We start from the raw sequence: 17283 nt of genomic DNA on the forward strand, positions 1-17283 counted from the left end.
GCCATTATATTATGCAATTCCGATATGCAAACATTGAACTGTGTGCGGCGGCGGCAGGGACCATCCAGCCACCTGCCGCCGCGTCCTGCTTAGTTCATGAACAATCAGAAGTGGTACTCGGCGCGCACCATCGGCGTGCTGGCGCGCTGGCCCTGTCCGCCCGTGGTCTTGCGCGTGTTGCCGAACTTGTTGTTCCAGAACTGGTACTCGAGGCCGAGGCGGAAGCGGTTCTTCGGCTGGCCGAAGTGGGAGCCGATGTCGTACATCAGCGCCATGTCGAGGTTGGTCTCGGCGCCGGTGCCGTTGCCGACCTCGTCGCGGCCCTTGGCGGCGATGAAGTTCAGGTAGCCCTCGAAGGAGAGGCGCTCGGCCACCGGGATGCCCCAGGTCGCCGACAGCATGGCGTGGGTGTCGTAGGTGTAGCGGCCGTTGACGTTCGAGATCGGCGGGAAGGCGCCGCTCGGGGCGTTCGATTCGCGCAGCAGCAGGATGCTGGTGTTCAGGAAGCCCGGCACGTCCCACATCAGGGTCGGCCCAAGCACCAGCATGCGCTTGCGCGAGTTGTAGCCGACGTCGTTCTTGGTGTTCCAGTCGAAGCCGAAGGTCACGCCCACGCCCTTGACCGGGCCGTAGCGCATCTCGGTGCCGCGCAGCGCGCCGATGTCGAGCGTGTGGCGGTAGACGATGTAGGCTTCCTGCGCGCCTTCGGATTGGGTCAGCGAGGCCGGGTCGCTCTTGTCGGACTGCAGGAGGTCGACGTTGAAGAAGTTGCTGCCGTACTTGTAGCCGCTGGCGTGGGTCAGCGCGAAGATGTGTTTCGAGATGTGTTCCGGATTGTACGGCTCGGCGAAACGGGTGCCGTAGCGCCAGCTGATCGAGGTATCGCTCCAATCGGCGGCTTGCGCGGCGCTTGCCGCCAGCAGGAAGGCGGCACCGGCCGCCAGCGTGGTTTTCTTCATGTGATGGACTTCGACTGAGGTTCTTCCCTTGCCGCCGCAATGGCGGTCCCATGCCGGCGCGCGACCAGCAGCTCGACCCGGTGCGTGCGACCGTCGTCGGTCAACGGCACGAGGTTGCCCTCTTCCTCCCGGCCGTCGACCAGCAGCGCGTCCGCCTCGGCGAAGCGCACCTCGATCTCGTACAGGGTAGTGCGGTAGCGGTAATCCAGGCGAAAGCCCGGCCACCCGCAAGGCAGCTGCGGCGACAGCACCAGGCGCTCGCCCTGCCGCCCGATTCCGAGCAGCGATTCGACGATCAGCCGGTACGTCCAGCCAGCCGAGGAAGTGTACCAGCTCCCGTGCCCGCAACCAACGTATGGATGAGCCGGCGGCACACAGTCCGCCATCACATAGGGTTCCAGCCCATAGTCCGCGCAGTCCTCCAGCGTCGCCGTGCGCCGCGCCGGGTTGATCGCGTCCAGCAAGGCCCAGGCGCGTTCGCCCTGTCCCAGCTGGGCAAACGCCATCGCGGCCCAGGCGGCGGACCGGGTGTCCAGGCGATCGCCCTCGCCCACCGCGAACGCTTCCATCGCCCTGGCCGCGCGTTGCGAATCGGCCACGCCCGACAGCACGCTCCAGCTTTGTGCGTCGCGGTCTACCGGAGCATCGCCGCCCGGAGTCCGGCGATAACGCTCGCCGTCCCAGGCGTGTTCCTCGACCTGGGCGGCGAGCACCTGGGCCGTCGCGCGGCAGGTGGTGGCGAAGCCGTAGTCGGCGCGGCGCTCGGCCAGCCCGGCGAAGCGCTGCAAGGTCGCGGCCATGAACCAGCCCAGCCAGGTGCTTTCGCCATCGCCTTCTCCTCCACCCACCGGCAGGCCGTGTGCGCCGAAGCGCATTGCGTGACGGATCGCACGCACGCAGTGTTCGTACAGGTCGCCGCGCACGTTTGATTCGGCCGGCTGGCCCTCATGCGCGCTGTCGCCGGGCTCGGGCGCGCGCCCCTCGAGGTAGGGCAGCGACTCGTCCAGCACGGCGCTGTCCGCGGTCGCCGCGACGTAGCTGCACACCGCGAACGGCAGCCACAACACCTCCGTCGTGGCGTGCGTACGCAGCCCGCGGCCGGACGGCGGATGCCAGCAGTGCTGGACATCGCCCTCGACGTACTGGCGCGCCGCGCACCGCAGCAGTTGCGCGCGCAGCAGCTCCGGCCTGGCGTGGACCAGCGCCAGTGCGTCCTGCAGGACCTCGCCGAACACGATGGCGCCGCCCGACTCCGCGCTGCCCCCGCGCGCCCACATGCGGCCGGCGATGGTTTGATACGGCAGCCAGCCATTGGCCAGGGCATCGAGCGCCGGGTCGGGCGTGGTCACGCGCACGGCGCCCAGGGTTTCGGTCCACCAGGCGCGCACCTTCTCCAGCGCGGCGCCGGCGGCCGCCGGCCCGCCGCAGCGCCGCACCAGGCTGGCGGCATCGTGGTCGTCCTGGCCGCCCACGCCGAGCATGAACACCAGTTCCTTCTGCTCGCCCGGCTGCAGCTCGAACGCCACCTGCAGCGCCGCGCAGGGATCGAGCGCGGCGCCCATCGTGCCCGCCAGCGTGGCGCGCGCCAGCGCCGCCGGGCTGGCCAGGTCACGGCCGCGGCCGATGAACTCCATGCGGTCGCAGGTGAAGGCGGCAGGTTCGGCGTCGACGTGGAAGAAGGCGGTGCGTCCCGCGAAATCGGCATGCCAGGCATTGTGCGCGACCAGGGCACCGCTGTCCGCGTCGCGTCCGGTCACCACGTGCATGGCCTCGGCGCGCGAACGCCCCAGCACCCAGGCGACGTAACCGGTGGCCGACAGCCGGCGTGGCGCGCTGCTGTCGTTGCGCACCCGTAGGACGGTGTACTTCAGCGGCGCGTCCAGCGACACGAAGCTGGTCAGTTCGGAATGGATGCCGTGCGCCGCGTGTTCGAACGTGCTGTAGCCGAAGCCGTGGCGCGCCAGGTACTCGCCGCCGGACGGCGCCGGCAGCGCGGTCGGCGACCAGAACGCGCCGCTGTGCTCGTCGCGCAGGTAGAAGGCTTCGCCGCCGGTCCCGCGCAGCGGGTCGCCGTCCGAGTCCGTGAGACGGAAATCCCGCGCGTTCTCGCTCCAGCTCGTGGCATGGCCGCTTTCCGATACCTGCGAGCCGAACGCCGGACTGGCCAGCACGTTCGTCCAGGGCGCCGGCGTGCGCCGGCCCGGCCCGGTGCGAACCACGTATTCGCGGCCGTCCTCGCTGAAGCCGCCGATGCCGTTGTCGAGCACCAGCTGCGGTGCTGCGGTGCCGGGGGCGTGCGCCGTCCAGGTCTCGCTCCCCTCTTCCGGATAGGTAACCGGCGGCGCCGGCGCCGCCACCGCCGCGCGGCGCAGCTGCTCGGCCAGGCTGCCGCGTTCGTCCGCCAGCACCACGTGCGCCACCGCCTGCATCAGCACGCGGTCTTCCTCCGGCACCTGGTCGACAGCCAGCATGAAGACGGCGCCGGGGCGCCCGGAGGGCGGCGCCAGCGCCGCGGCCAGTTCCATGAGCTGCTCGCCCAGCGCCTCGCCCTCGTACCAGATCACCAGGTCGGCCGCCAGGCCCTTCAGGCCCCACCAGGCCTGTGCCTGCACCAGCTGGCGCGCGAGGGTGATGTTCGCGGCGTCGCGCAGGTGCAGCAGGACGATCGGATGGTCGCCCGAGATCGCGTACGGCCACAGGCCGGGCTGGCCGAGCCGGTTGCGCGCAACGAGTGCGGGGTCGGCGCGCAGCGCGCGGCGCGGGTACAGCAGGTGGCTGGCCAGTCGGCCGCAGAGCCGGGCGTCGGCCGCGCCCATGCCCAGCCCGGCCAGGAAAGCCTGGTCGTAGGTCCAGGCCAGCGCGGACACGCGCGCGGCCGCGTCGCGCTCGCGCAGCTTCGCCGCCAAGGCCAGCGCGGCGGCGCGGGTCGCGGCCACACCCAGCACCAGGTCGACCACCACTTCCTCGTCGGGGGCGAGCGCGAGCACGCGGCGGATCGCCAGCGCCGGATCGGGCTCGGCGCCAGCCGCGCCGCCCAGCGGCTCCCGGCTGCGCAGCGCCGCCGGCAGCGGATTGCCGTCTGCGCGGCCCAGGAAGCGCGCGCGGCTGGTTTCGAACGAGGCCGCATCAGGCTTGCCGCCGTCGATCGTTACCTGGTGCAGCAGCCAGGGGGCCGGCTCGTCCTGCACGCGCGGCGGCCGCATGCACAGGATAGCGCCGTCATCGGCCAGGATCTCGCATTGCACCGGCCAGGCGCGGTCCGGGTCATGCGGCGCCGGCAGCACTTCCACATAGCTCGTCAGCTCGATCGCGCGCGCCTGGCCGGAGCGGTTGCGGACGCGCATGCGGCGCAGCTCGACGTCGTCCTCGGGCGACACGACGATCTCGGTGAGCAGGTCGATGCCGCGGTCGCGCCGGCGCAGTTGCGCGCTCCCTTCCGGGAACAGGGCCTCGTACTGTTCGGGCTTGGCCAGCGCCGGCTGCCAGGCAGCGGTCCAGACCGCGCCGCTGCCGAGGTCGCGCAGGTAGCAGGCCAGGCCGCCGCTGCCATCGGTGGCGTCGCCGCGCCGGCGCGTGAGGGCCAGGCCGTGCCAGCGGCTGTAGCCGCCGCCTTCGCTGTCGACCACCAGGTGATAGCGGCCATTGGACAGCAGCTGCACCTCGGGCTGCGCGCGGCCCGGACGCGGCGCCGTGCGCACCGGCAGCGGCGCCTGCGGCCGCGCCGCCGGCTCGATGGAGGCGACGTCGAAGGCGCCCGACCTCGGCACCCGTTCCTGCAGCAGCGGGAGCGCGGCCTGCAGGCGCGGATCGGCCGCGAAGCGCTTCTGCATCGGACGATCGAGCAGCAGGTACGACAGCGCCAGCAAGCCCATGCCCTGGTGCTGCGCCAGGAAGGCGCGCACGACGGCGTGAGGCTGCCCCTGCTGCAGGCGCGCGCCGGTATAGTCGATCGCTTCGTAAAAGCCGTAGCGGCCGACCAGGCCGAGCCCGGCCATGCGTTCCAGATTCGCGCAAGCTTGTTCCGGCGCCACCATCAGGCCGAGCATGGCGGCATGCGGCGCGATCACCAGGTCCCGTTTCAATCCGCGCCGCAGGCCCATGCCGGGTACGCCGAACGCGCGGTAGTCGTAGTGCAGCGCCGCGTCGACCGTGTTGCAGGCGCAGTCCGAGACGCCCCAGGGGACGCCGTGGCGGCGCGCATGGTCGGACTGGACGTGGATCGCGGCGCGCGCGGACTGGTCGAGCAGCGTGCCGCGCCAGGCCGGCATCACCAGCGAGGGCATCAGGTAGTCGCGCAGCGCGCCGCCGCGCGACAGCAGCAACTGCTCGCCGCCGACCACGCCCAGCTGGCGCCCAAGCGCGTACCAGTGCTCCTGCGGCAGCTGGCCATGGGCGATGCCGATGAAACTTGCCAGGCGCGCTTCCGACGCCAGCTGGTCGCAGGCGGCGTCTTCCAGGCGGCCTGCGGTGATGTCGTAGCCGGCCACCAGCAGCCTGGTGTGGCGATCGTAGAGCAGGCCGAAATCCATGTCCGCGAAGGCGCGCGCCTGCCCGGCGAGCGCGGCGATCTCGTCCAGCCGTGCACGGGCGGCGGCCACGCCCTCCTCCACCAGCGCGGCGAGCGTGCGCGTGGCGTCGTCATCGCCGGCCGGCGCGGTGAACGCGGCCAGCTCGCGCAGCGTCGGGATGCGTGTCAGGCTGGCGTCGAGCACGTACTCGTGCACCGCGCGCATCCACGGCGCCTGCGCCAGCAGGTCGGCATGCGCGGCGCGGGCATCCTGGTCCAGGCGCGCGCACCATGCGCGCAGCTCGGGGTCGGCATTCTCGGGCAGCAGCGCGCTCAAGGCCGCGGCGGCCGCGCTGGCCGCCTGCAGGCAGTCGGTGAGGCCCGGCAGCGTGCCGGCCTTGCGGGAGTTGTCCGGATCGAGCGCCTGCGCGCAGCGGCCCAGCGCCTCGCGCAGCGTCCGCGGCGCCTTGCTCGCGTGGTCCTCGACGACCCGCAGCGTGGCGCGCATGCCCGCCAGCGCCTGCTCTCCGGCGATCGGCTGCTGCGCCAGTTGCTCCAGGCCGGCGGCCAGGGTGAGCAGGTGGCCGGCCAGGTGGCCGCTGGCGGCGGTGTCGATCCTGACCGGCGCCAGCGGCGCCAGCGTGCGCGTGTCGTAGCCGGCATGGAAATGGCCTCTGTGGCGCTCCAGCAGGGCCATGCTGTCGAAGCTGGCCCGCAGCCGCGCCAGCAGCGCGGACTGGGGGATGAAGCCGAAGTCCCAGGCGCTCAGGGTGGACAGCAAGCCGATGCCGATGCTGGCGGGCGAAGTGCGGTGCACCAGCATCGTGTCCGGGTGCTCCTGCAGCCGGTCCGGCGCGAACCAGTTGTCCTGCGCACCGGCCAGGGTCTCGAAATACGCCCAGTGGCGGCGCGCCAGCGCGGCCAGGAAACCGGCCTGCGCGGCGGACAGGCGCGGTGTACGGTACAGATGCGGCAGGCTGAGCCACCAGGCAAGGACCGGCGACAGGAACCACAGCAGCAGCAGGGGCGCCGCCGCGAACAGGGCGAACGGATGCAGGAAGCTGAGCAGCACCGCCGTGCCCACCGCGAGCGCGGGCGCGAACCACATGCTGCGCCAGTTCGATTCCATGTCGGTGCTCGATCGCACCAGCCGGGTCGAGCGCCACTGCAGCAGCTTGCGGCGCGAGACCAGCATGCGCCAGCCGCTGCGCAGGATCGCATCCATGCCGTACCAGGCCCGGTGCGGCAGGAAGGCGGTGTCCAGCGCCGCGTGGCCGAGTGCGAAGCGGGTATCGCGCCACCAGTTGGCCAGGTGCTGGCGCCACAGCATGTCGTGCGGCTGGTCGGCCAGCCGCACGAATATGCCGAGGAAGGCCGGCAGGAAGAACACCGCCAGCGCGGCGCCGCTCCAGAACGCGGGCTCCGGCAGCAGCGCCCAGCACAGCAGCAGCGTCGCCAGCAGGGTCGGCGCGACCAGGCTGCGGCGCAGGCCATCGAACAGGGTCCAGCGCGCCAGTGGCGGCAACGGATTCGGCTCGCGCTTGCCGTTCGCACCCGGCGCCCGCGCGCGCAGCCAGCCGGCCAATTGCCAGTCGCCGCGGATCCAGCGCTGGCGGCGCGCGACGTCGTCGCTGTAGCGCGCCGGCACCTCGGCAGCGAGCGGCACGTCGTCCAGCAGGCCGGCGCGCAGGTAGCAGCCGGCCAGCAGCTCGTGCGCCAGCACCTGCCCCTGCGGCAGACGGCCCAGCACGCGCTCGCAGGTGTCGACCTCGTAGATGCCTTGTCCGCCATGGACCGACGCGCCGAACAGATCCTGGTACAGCTCGGGCGCGCCGCGCCAGGCCGGATGCAGGCCGCCGCCGCCGCCGCTGCCGTTGCCGCTGCTTAGCCGGGCGTAGCGCGACGCATCCTCCGCGGGCAGCGCGGATACCGTGCGCGGCTGCAGCAGCGCGTGGCCGGCAACGACGTGGCGGCCGGTCCCATCGAGCAGCGGCCGGTTCAGGGGATGGACCATTGCCGCCACCAGCCGCCGCGCGCCATCGCGAGGCAGGCGGGCGCCGGCCTCGAGCGCGATCACGTAGCGCACCCCTTCCAGGCCGTCGAGATTCCCTTCGACCAGGCAGAAGCGCTCGCGCGCGCCGCCACGCAGCAAGGCGTTCAGGTCGGCGAATTGCCCGCGCTTGCGTTCGCGGCCGATCCAGGCGCCCTCGCCCGCGCTCCAGCTGCGCGGACGGTGCAGCAGCAGGAAGGGCGCGCCGTGTCCGGCCGCTTCGCCGTGACGCGCGTTCAGGGCCGCGATCGCCGCGCGCGCCTGCGCCAGCAGTTCGGCGTCGCCGAACACGGTTTCCTGGTCCGCATCGGCGAAATCGCTCAGCAGGCAGAAGCGCAGGTTCGGATCCTGGTTCGCCAGGTAATGCGCCTCGAGCGCACCGCACAGGGCGGCGACCTTTTCTTCGCTGTCGAGCAGCGCGGCAACCGCGACCAGCGTGCGGGCTCCGTCCGGGATGCCGGCGCTGGCGTCCATGCGCGGCAGCGGCCGCGGCGTCGCCAGGCGCGCGGCCATCATCCTGGCCAGCGTCTGCCCCAGTTCGCTGGCGCCGAACGCGGCCAGGACACCGAGCACGATCAACAGCGGCGCCCCGGCGCCGCTGCGCCAGGCATGAACCAGCAGCGCCGCCGTGAACAGCAGGGTCAACGCGCCGATGGCGCCGAGATACGTCAGCAGCGGCCTGCAGCGCGCGGCGCGGCGCAGCGCGGCCAGTGGCGCGGCGCGCATCCCGAGCCTGGCGCGCAGCGCCGGCGCGCCTTCGGCGACCAGGTAGTAGCCGACGTGGCGCCGGCGCGCATCCTCGCCGTCGCCCGGGACGGGGGCCGCATTGGCCAGCGCCAGCGCCTCGGCCGCCACGTCGGCTTCGCCGCGGTTTGACGCGCGCGCCAGGCGCTCGACCGTACGCCGGTAATGGCTGCGCGTGGCGGCATCCATCCGGCCATAGCTGCCGCAGGGGTCCAGGCGCAGGGTCTGCTCGACCGGACTCACGGTTTCCAGGAAGTCGCGCCAGTCGATCGCGCCGAGCAGACGCAGGCTGGCGATGCTGTTGTCGACCGAGACCTGGTCGGCGGCCCGGCCGGCGGCGTCCGCCTGCACTTCGGCCTGGATGCCGGAATCCTCGTCGGCCAGGCGGGTGTCGAGCCACTCCAGCACCTGGGCCAGCGCGGCGCCGCGTCCCTGCAGGCGCCGCGCCAGCTCGGCTACGAAAGTCCCGCGCATCGGCTGCACGGTGCGCGCCATGTCGGCCATCACGAGGACCAGGTCGCCGGGGCGGTTGCCGGCGGTGGCGATCAGGCGCTCGGCCCAGTCCCGGGCCAGCACGCGCTGCGCGCGCCCCTGCTCCAGGCGCAGCGCAAGACGGCGCAGGTTCTCGACCAACGCCAGGCGCAGCATGGTCGGGATCGCCCGCAGTTCGGCCAGCAGCAGGGGCGCGCCTTCCTGGTAGGCGGCAACGAAGCGCGCCAGGCTGTCGCGCTCCAGGCGGCCATCGCCGTGGGAGACGGCTTCGAGCGCGAGCTGGTAGGCGCGCGCATTGCCGTTGGCCAGGCAGGGCAGCGCGCGGGTGGCGCGCGGCGAAAGGTGGTGGCGCGCGACGCGGACCTGTTCGTCGATCAGCGGGTAGTGGTCGAGCAGGCAGCCGGCGCCCGGGGCGAGCGGATCGGCGCCGTCGGCCGCGTGCGCCAGGGCGGTGCAGGCGTCGCGGATGAGCTCGGCATTGCGCTCCAGGCGCGCCAGCAGGCGCTCGGGGAAACCGCCCCGCACCAGTTCGTGGCGGGCAGCCAGCTGGCGCCCATGCACCGCCATCTGCGCGGCGCTGAACGGCTCGGCGCGCAGCGGGGCCTCGTCCGCGGCGCCGAACGCGCGGACAGGCTTGCGCCCTTCACGCTGCGCGCCGGGCAGGAGATGCAATTCTTCATTCAACAGGGGCCTCGACGATGAGCGCGCATACGGGTTCTGGCGCGGCCTGGCCGGCCTGGCGGGAACACGATGCACGACTGGCGCCATGCTAAGGCGTCATCGGATGAGAAACCGTGCGCTAACGTACGCTGGTGTTGCGCGGGGCGCACGGTGACGGCCGCAGGAACGAAACGGATGGCACTGCGGTGATAGGCAGTGTGCGATTTGCCACGCGATACAGGTATGCGCTACGACTACTCGGCGCGGTACAAGGCCAGCCCGCCAGCCAGGTGCCAGGCCTGCCCCGCTCCCACTCCCAGTCCTTGCAGGACCTGCACCGCCTTCAGGCTGCGGTTCCCGCTGCGGCAGAAGAACACCAGCGGCCGCGCTTCGCCGTGCAGCCAGGAGGCGTGCTCGGCGAGCCGCGACAGCGGCAGGTTGTAGGCCGCGCGCCCGTGCAGCATCGGCGTGCCGGCCGCGTGCTCGCAGGCTTCGCGCACGTCGATCAGGAGCGCGTCCGGATGCTCATCGAAGAAGCGTGCCAGCTGCGCGGCCCGCAGCGTGGACGTTTCATGGGCGACCTGGGCCGGCGCGCGGATGCCGGCCGGCGCGCACACGAGCACCTGCGCCGGGGCGGCGCCAAAGGCCAGCCTGACCTGGCGCACAACGCCGTCTTCCAGGCTGCCGAGCAGGTAGCCGGGCTGGCCCGGGCGCCGCACCAGCATCTCGCGGCCCACCCGGATCGCCTCGGCGGGCGCGCCGTCGTCCATGCGCACCGCATCGCAGTAGGCCGGCCAGCCGCCGACGTCGAACTGGGCGCGCAGGGCGGTGACGGCTTCCTCGTCCGGTCCGGTGCCGAGCACCGCACGCAGGCGGTAGCCATGCTGGCGCATCATTGCCGCCACGCGGTCGGCCAGGCCTGGCGCCAGGTCGATCGCCACGCACTCGCGCCGGTCCGGATCGAACACCAGCCAGCCCTCGTCGCCGACGAACTGGTAGACCCCGGCGCGTCCATCGCCGCAGCGCGAGGCGGACAACACCGGCTGACGCAAGGCTTCGCCGCAACGCGCGAGGCGCCGGCAGGCTTCGTCGATGAAGGCTGCATCGAACAGCGGCCCGAACGACAGGCGCACGGCGTTGGCGCAGCGCCAGTCGGACAAGCCCATCGCCTGCAGCACATAGCTGGGCGCGGACTTCGCCGCCGAACAGGCCGAGCCCGCGCTGACGCGGATGCCGGCGGCGTCGAACAGGTCGAGCAGCTCCTTGCTGGTGCAGCCGGGCACGGCGAAGTTCAGGGTGGTCGGCAGCGCTTGCTCGAAGGGCGCATTGAATTCGATCGCGGGGAAAGCGTCGCGCAGCGCGCCAGCCAGCCGCTCGCGCGCCGCCAGCATGTCGGCGTGGGAGCGGAAAGTGCCGCCCTCTTCCAGCGCCTGGAGCACGGCGCCGAACGCGGCGATGCCGGCCATGTTCTCGGTGCCCGAGCGCTGGCCGGCTTCCTGGCCGCCGCCGCAGACCAGCGGCGTAAACGGCGCGCCGGCGCGTACGTAGAGCAGGCCAATGCCCTTCGGCGCATACAGCTTGTGGCCCGAGAAGGGCGCGTAGTCGATGCGCGTGCGGTCCAGTTGCAAGGGCAGCTTGCCCAGCGCCTGCACGCAGTCGACCATCCACAACGCGGGGCTGTCCGTCTGTTCGAGCACGGCCGCGATGCCGTCCAGGTCGGACACCACGCCGCTCTCGTTGTTGGCGGCCATCGTGCACAGGAAGGCGGTGCGCGGCACCAGTTCGCGCAGCAGGTCGAGCCGGTGGCGGCCGCCGGCATCGACCGGCAGCGCCTGCAGGGTCAGCCCGGTGCCGAGGATGCGGTTCCAGTGCGCCAGGCTTTCCGGCACCGCCTTGTGCTCGGTGGCGCCGTACAGCAGCAGCTCGCCGCAGGGCAGGCCGGCGGCGCGGCGCTCGCGCAGCGCGCACAGGGCCGAGAGCACGGCGGTCTGGATGCCTTCGGTGGCGCCGCTGGTGAACAGCACCCGCCCGATGGCCGCGCCGAGCACGCGGCGCGCACTGGCGCGCGCGGCGTCGAGGATGGCACGGGCGCGCAGGCCGGCGCCGTGGCTGCTGCTGGGGTTGCCGAAATCTTCCTGCAACGCGGCCTGCGCCGCCGCGATGGCGGCCGGCAGGACGGGGGAAGTGGCATTCGCGTCGAGGTAGATTTCTGCGTCCATAAAAAACTGAAAAATGCGGCACGGATCGTGTTATTGTTCAGCAATATGTTACGAAGTTGTGTCGAAGCGCACGTTCTATATTCGTCTCATTTAATCCAAAACTAAGCATGTTTGTTCTCATAGTGAGCTATAAATAGAATGAATTCACTAGACAAATTTGATTGCGCCATTCTCGCAGCGTTGCAGGCAGACGCAACGCTGTCGATCTCGGGCCTGAGCGAAAAAGTGGGCCTGTCCAGCACCCCCTGCTGGAAGCGCGTCAAACGCCTGGAGGAAGAGGGCTACATCGAAAGCCGCGTCACCATCGTCAACCGCCACAAGGTCGGCCTGCCGGTCACTGTGTTCGTCAGCGTGCGCACCCGGGAGCACGACGAAAAGTGGCTCGAGCGCTTCGCGGCCGCCGTCGTCGCCCTGCCCGAAGTGCTCGAGTTCCACCGCATGAGCGGCGACGTCGACTACCTGCTGAAAGTGGCCACCACCGACATCGAAGGCTACGACCGCTTCTACAAGAAGCTGATCAAGACCGCCCAGCTGACCGGCGTGTCCTCGGCCTTCTCGATGGAGCAGATCAAGTGCAGCACCGCCCTGCCGCTGGAGCTGATCGCGCACGGGCTGCCTGCCTGAGCCTCCCGCTCCTGGACAGCGTGCAGGTTTTCGACCTGCGCTTTTTCATGCGATGATGACGTCCGTTTGTAATCAACGGAGACAGGCTGATGCCATCGAAAATGAACATGGCGCCGCTGGCGCTGGCCGCGCTGCTGTGCGCGCTTCTGAGTACGCCCTACGCCGCACTGGCGCAGGAACAGGTCGTGAAAATCGGCGTGACCGGCCCGCTGTCGGGCGCCAATGCCTTTGCCGGCAAGGACAACGAAAACGGCGTGCGTCTCGCGGTCGAAGACCTGAACGCCCAGAAGATCAAGGTGGCGGGTAAGCTGCTCCGCTTCGAGCTGCAGTCCGAAGACGACGCCGGCGATCCGAAACAGGGCGTGACGGTGGCGCAAAAGCTGGTCGACGGCGGCGTGAAATTCGTCCTCGGCCCGTACAACTCGGGCGTCGCGATCCCCGCCTCGCGCGTCTACAACGACGCCGGCGCGCTGATGTCCACCGTCGGCACCAATCCGAAGATCACGCAAGCCAACTACAAGACGGTGTTCCGCATCGTCGCCAGCGATTCGCAGGTCGGCGGTTCGATGGCCAATTACGCGGCCAAGGAGCTGAAGCTCAGGAACGTCGGCGTGATCGACGACCGCACCGCCTTCGGCACCGGGATTGCCACCGAATTCAAGCGCCAGGCGCAGGCCGCCGGTATCAAGGTCGCGGGCCACGAATTCACCAACGACAAGGCGAGCGACTTCGCCGCCATCCTGACCTCGCTGCGCGCCAAGAAGGTCGACGCGATCTTCTTCGGCGGCTATGCGCCGCAAGGAGCGCCGATGGCGCGCCAGATGAAGGCGCTCGGCCTGAACGTGCCGCTGCTCGGCGGTGACACCCTGTGCAGCCCCGAAATGGCCAAGCTCGGCGGCCCGGCCGTCGGCGAGAACGTGCGCTGCGCCCAGGCGGGCGCGATCATCGCCAAGCAGCCCGGCGGCCCGGCCTTCCTGGCCAAGTACAAGGCGCGCTTCAAGCGCGACCCGGACGTCTATGCCCCTTCCTTCTACGACCAGACCATGTTCATCGCCGAGGCCATGAAAGCGGCGAACAGCACCGCACCGGCCGCAGTGGCGCAGCAACTGCGCACGCTGAGCTACCAGGGCGTGGTCGGCACCTACGGCTACGACGACAAGGGCAATCTCAAGAAGACCGCCGTCACCGTCTACACCTTCAAGAACGGCGCGCTGGCGCCGCTGGCCAGCTATTAAGGAAACACCCACATGACCCCGTTTTTCAAGCTCGGCGCACTGGCCGCGGCAAGCCTCATCGCCTGCGCCCCGGCGCTCGCGGCCGAACAGCCGGCAGGCGCCGCGACCAGCCAGGCCGCCGTCGACCCGCAGGCGGGCAAGACCCTCAACCTGCTGGCCGACGAGTACTACGACGCGCTGGCGCGCTTCGACCCGGTGTCCGCCAGCGAGAGCGGCGACAACCGCTTCATCGACCAGATCGGCATGTCGATCGCACCGGCGGAACGCGCCAAACAGTTTGAACGGTATAAATCGTTCCAGAAGCGCCTGCGTGCGATCAAGCGCGACCGACTGAACGGCCGCGACCAGACCAGCTACGACATCCTCGACTACGAGCTGACCACCGCGCTGCGCTTCGAGCCCTTCCCCGAGCACCTGCTGCCGATCAACCAGATGGACAGCCTGCCCGTCACGCTGGCGAACTACGCCAGCGGCCAGGGCGCCCAGCCGCTCGCCAGCGTGAAGGACTACCGCGCCTACGCCAGCCGCCTGGACCAGCTCGGCCCCTGGGTCGACCAGGCGATCGCCAACATGCGTGAAGGGATCAAGCGCGGCATCGTGCATCCGAAGCCGGTGATGACGTCGGCCCTGCCCCAGTTCCGCCAGCTGGTCGCTGGCTCGCCGGAAGCCAGCATCTATTACTCGCCGGTGAAGAACTTCCCGGCCGGCTTCTCCGACGCCGACAAGCGCAGCCTGACCAAGCTGTATGGCGACATCATCGGTGGCAAGCTCAATCCGGCGCTGGCGCGGCTGTCGACCTTCCTCGAGAAGGAATACCTGCCGGCAGCGCGCACTAGCACCGGCTGGAACGCGCTGCCGAACGGCGCCGACTGGTACATCGTGCGCGTGGCGAGCCAGACCACGACCAGCCTGAGCCCCGCGCAGATCCACGAGATCGGCCTGAAGGAAGTCGCGCGCATCCAGGGAGAGTATGGCCGCATCGGTCCGAAGATGGGCTACACGGGACCTGCCGCCGGCCTGCCGGCCTGGGTCTCGCAGCAGGCGAAATACAAGCCGTTCAAGACCGACCAGGAAGTCATCGACGTCTACCGCAAGCTCGACGCCCAGCTGCGCACCAAGCTGCCGTCGATGTTCAACCTGATGCCGAAGTCCCCGCTCGACCTGCGCCTCGAACCGGAACTGAGCCGCGCCACGGCCTCGGACCACTACACCCCGCCTGCCGTGGACGGCTCGCGTCCGGGCGTGTTCTGGTCGGTCGTGAACGATCCGCGCCAGTACGGCAGCACCGGCATGGTCACGCTCTACCTGCACGAAGGCCAGCCCGGCCACCACTTCCACATCGCCCTGGTGCAAGAACTGGGCCTGCCGAACTTCCGCAAGTTCGGCGGCAACAACGCCTTCACCGAAGGCTGGGCGCTGTACGCGGAAACCCTGGGCAAGGACATGGGATTGTTCGACAAGCCGGAGGATTACTTCGGCCACCTGAACGACGAAATGCTGCGCGCCGCGCGCCTGGTGGTCGACACCGGCATGCACACCAAGGGCTGGACGCGCGAACAGGGCATCAAGTACTTCCAGGAGACGCTGGGCTACAGCGAAGCGGATTCGCGCGCGCAGATCGAGCGCTACATGGTCTGGCCGGGCCAGGCACTGGGCTACAAGATCGGTTCGCTGAAGATCCTGGAGCTGCGCCGCCGCGCGGAAAGCGCGCTGGGAGACAGGTTCGACATCCGCAAGTTCCACGACATCGTGCTGGGTGAAGGAACGCTGCCGCTGTCGCTGCTGGAGGCGAAGGTGGATCGGTGGATTGCGCAGAGCAAGTAAGAGCTCAATGCTTCGCTTTGGACGTTTGACGCAAAGAAAAACGTCCGAAGCGAAAACAGTGCTTGCTCCGCCAGATGCAGTAGCAGTCTGGGTCCTTCCACTGGCCCGCTGAGGCAACCGGGGCTGTTGCCTGCCCCGCTATTGGACCATTCAAGCAGCGTGGGCACGGCGGGCCTACGCCGGCCGCGCCCACCCTACGGGATACATCACGGGTAGCGCGCCAGTAGCCTTACTTACCGGGCACGATCCGCCACACCACCCCACCCCCATCATCCACCACCAGCAGCGCCCCATCCGCCGCCACTTCGACGGCCGCCGGACGTCCCCACACGTCGCGGTCGCTGAGCACCATGCCGGTCATGAAGTCCTGGTACTGCCCGGTCGGCACACCGTTCTTCATGAACACGCGCACGACCTTGTAGCCGGTGCGGATGCCGCGGTTCCAGGAGCCGTGCAGCGCGACGAAGATGTCGCCTTCGTACTCCTGCGGGAAGGCGTGCTTCGCCCCTTTCGGCGCCTGGTACACGACCATGCCCAGCGGCGCGGAGTGCGACTGGATCAGGGTGTCGGGCACGATGGTCTTGTCCTTCAGGTCCGGCCGGATACCTTTCAAACGCGGGTCTTCGTTGGCGCCGATGTAGTACCACGGCCAGCCGTAGAAGCCGCCCTGCTTGACGCGCGTGACGTAGTCCGGCGGCAGGTTGTCGCCCAGTTCGTCGCGCTCGTTCACGCTGCAGAACAGGTCGCCCGTGGTCGGGTGCACGATCATGCCGACGCAGTTGCGCAGGCCGTTCGCATACGCCCGGCGGTTCTTGCCGTCCGCATCGAAGGCCAGCACGGCGGCGCGCTCGGTCTCTTCGCCCCAGGCGGCACCGACGCCATATTTTGCTTCCCACTGCGCCAGCGGCTGCGGCGGCTGTGGGCCGATGCTGGCGGCGACGTTGGTGGCCGAGCCGACCGACAGGAACATGGTCTTGCCATCCTTCGAGAAGGCGATCGTGCGCGTGACGTGGCCGCCGCTGGTGTCGCTGATCTTCTCGATCACGACTTCCGGCTCGCCTTTCGCCTTCAGGTCGCCCACGCTGTAGGGGAAGCGCACCACCGAGTTGACGTTGGCGACGTACAGGTACTTCGGATTCTCCGCCGGCCACAAGGCCATGCCGTAGGGGCGCGACAGGCCGGTGGCGTAGACGCTGACCGTCTCGGCCTTCTCGCCATCTTTCGAGCGCAGGACCGTGATCTGGCCCTTGGCGGCTTCGGACAGGACGATGTCGCCGTTCGGCGCGCGCAGCGGCAGGCGCGATTTACCGAGGCCGTCGGCATAGATGCCGATCTTGAAACCTGGCGGGACGGCCGGCATCACGCCGTCCGGACGCGGCGCGAGCTTGGGGCCGTTGCCGGCGCTTTCGCTGGCGTAGGGTTTTACCAGCTCGGTCGGCTTGATGTGGCGCAGGTCGCCTGGCTTGTCATCGAGCCAAGCGCCGGTCTTGTCGGCGGCGGCGCGCTTGCTTGCTGCGGCTGCGGCGGGCGCGGCGGCCTTGCCGCTTTGCGTGGCCAGATAGGCGATCACGGCGGCGCGCTGTTTCTCATCGGCGATCCCGATCGGCATCGTCGTGCCGGGGACGTCCTTGTTCGGGTCGCGCAGGAAGACGTCGAGTTCTTCGCGGGTCCAGGTTTTACCGGCCGCGCCGGCTTTCGACAGCGCGTCGCTGTAGTTGTAGCCGGGGACGGCGCCGGCCTTGCGGCCGATGACGTTATAGAGGCCGGGGCCGGCGCGCGAGGACAGTTTGTTGTCGACGGTGTGGCAGCTGGCGCAGTTCTGGTTGAAGTAGGTTTGGCCGGGTGATGGAGCGGCGGCTTGTGCGAGGCCGGTGAGCGACAGGCAGGCGGCGGCGATGGCGGCGTGGGTGGTGTGTCTCATTGGTGTTCTTGTGTTGACGTTGTTCGGTGTGCGGACGGTGGTGGGGCT

7 protein-coding genes are annotated in these 17283 nt (G+C 70.1%); 3 read left to right on the forward strand and 4 right to left on the reverse strand.

The genetic code is table 11. The annotated features are described in order from the left end of the window. Nucleotides 1-104: 104 nt before the first annotated feature. From ACFOPH_RS17085 to ACFOPH_RS17095, 3 genes are all read right to left on the reverse strand, one after another. On the reverse strand, nt 105-959 hold the full coding sequence (locus ACFOPH_RS17085; RefSeq protein WP_312551082.1) for an outer envelope protein: 855 nt from the start codon (nt 957-959) through the stop codon (nt 105-107). After that, the gene (locus ACFOPH_RS17090) at nt 956-9436 is read right to left on the reverse strand and encodes a GH36-type glycosyl hydrolase domain-containing protein (RefSeq protein ID WP_379736583.1); all 8481 of its coding nucleotides are present in this window, start codon (nt 9434-9436) and stop codon (nt 956-958) included. Before ACFOPH_RS17090 ends, ACFOPH_RS17085 begins: the two co-directional genes overlap by 4 nt. Nucleotides 9437-9666: 230 nt before the next feature. Continuing rightward, the gene (locus ACFOPH_RS17095) at nt 9667-11631 is read right to left on the reverse strand and encodes an aminotransferase class V-fold PLP-dependent enzyme (protein WP_379736585.1); all 1965 of its coding nucleotides are present in this window, start codon (nt 11629-11631) and stop codon (nt 9667-9669) included. 138 nt (nt 11632-11769) lie between these two features. Between ACFOPH_RS17095 and ACFOPH_RS17100 the strand changes: the two genes are divergently transcribed. The 3 genes from ACFOPH_RS17100 (at nt 11770) to ACFOPH_RS17110 (ending at nt 15314) form a co-directional block, all read left to right on the forward strand. After that, nucleotides 11770-12255, forward strand: coding sequence for an Lrp/AsnC family transcriptional regulator (locus tag ACFOPH_RS17100; protein WP_312551736.1), 486 nt, complete (start codon nt 11770-11772; stop codon nt 12253-12255). Nucleotides 12256-12344: 89 nt separating this feature from the next. After that, on the forward strand, nt 12345-13490 hold the full coding sequence (locus ACFOPH_RS17105) for a branched-chain amino acid ABC transporter substrate-binding protein (RefSeq protein WP_379736587.1): 1146 nt from the start codon (nt 12345-12347) through the stop codon (nt 13488-13490). 12 nt (nt 13491-13502) lie between these two features. After that, the gene (locus ACFOPH_RS17110; RefSeq protein ID WP_379736589.1) at nt 13503-15314 is read left to right on the forward strand and encodes a DUF885 domain-containing protein; all 1812 of its coding nucleotides are present in this window, start codon (nt 13503-13505) and stop codon (nt 15312-15314) included. A gap of 229 nt (nt 15315-15543) precedes the next feature. Here ACFOPH_RS17110 and ACFOPH_RS17115 read toward each other — a convergent pair whose 3' ends face one another. Beyond that, complete coding sequence (locus ACFOPH_RS17115; RefSeq protein ID WP_379736591.1) at nt 15544-17235, reverse strand: PQQ-dependent sugar dehydrogenase; 1692 nt, start codon at nt 17233-17235, stop codon at nt 15544-15546. Nucleotides 17236-17283: the final 48 nt, after the last annotated feature.

The sequence above is a fragment of the Massilia haematophila genome, from assembly GCF_042647645.1.
Classification (GTDB): domain Bacteria; phylum Pseudomonadota; class Gammaproteobacteria; order Burkholderiales; family Burkholderiaceae_D; genus Telluria; species Telluria haematophila.

Bases quoted from the DNA above. Each gene is read 5' to 3' on its own strand.
- ACFOPH_RS17105 (WP_379736587.1), top strand. From the start codon at position 12,345: ATGCCATCGAAAATGAACATGGCGCCGCTGGCGCTGGCCGCGCTGCTG.
- ACFOPH_RS17085 (WP_312551082.1), bottom strand. From the start codon at position 959: ATGAAGAAAACCACGCTGGCGGCCGGTGCCGCCTTCCTGCTGGCGGCA.
- ACFOPH_RS17100 (WP_312551736.1), top strand. From the start codon at position 11,770: ATGAATTCACTAGACAAATTTGATTGCGCCATTCTCGCAGCGTTGCAG.
- ACFOPH_RS17110 (WP_379736589.1), top strand. From the start codon at position 13,503: ATGACCCCGTTTTTCAAGCTCGGCGCACTGGCCGCGGCAAGCCTCATC.
- ACFOPH_RS17095 (WP_379736585.1), bottom strand. From the start codon at position 11,631: ATGGACGCAGAAATCTACCTCGACGCGAATGCCACTTCCCCCGTCCTG.
- ACFOPH_RS17115 (WP_379736591.1), bottom strand. From the start codon at position 17,235: ATGAGACACACCACCCACGCCGCCATCGCCGCCGCCTGCCTGTCGCTC.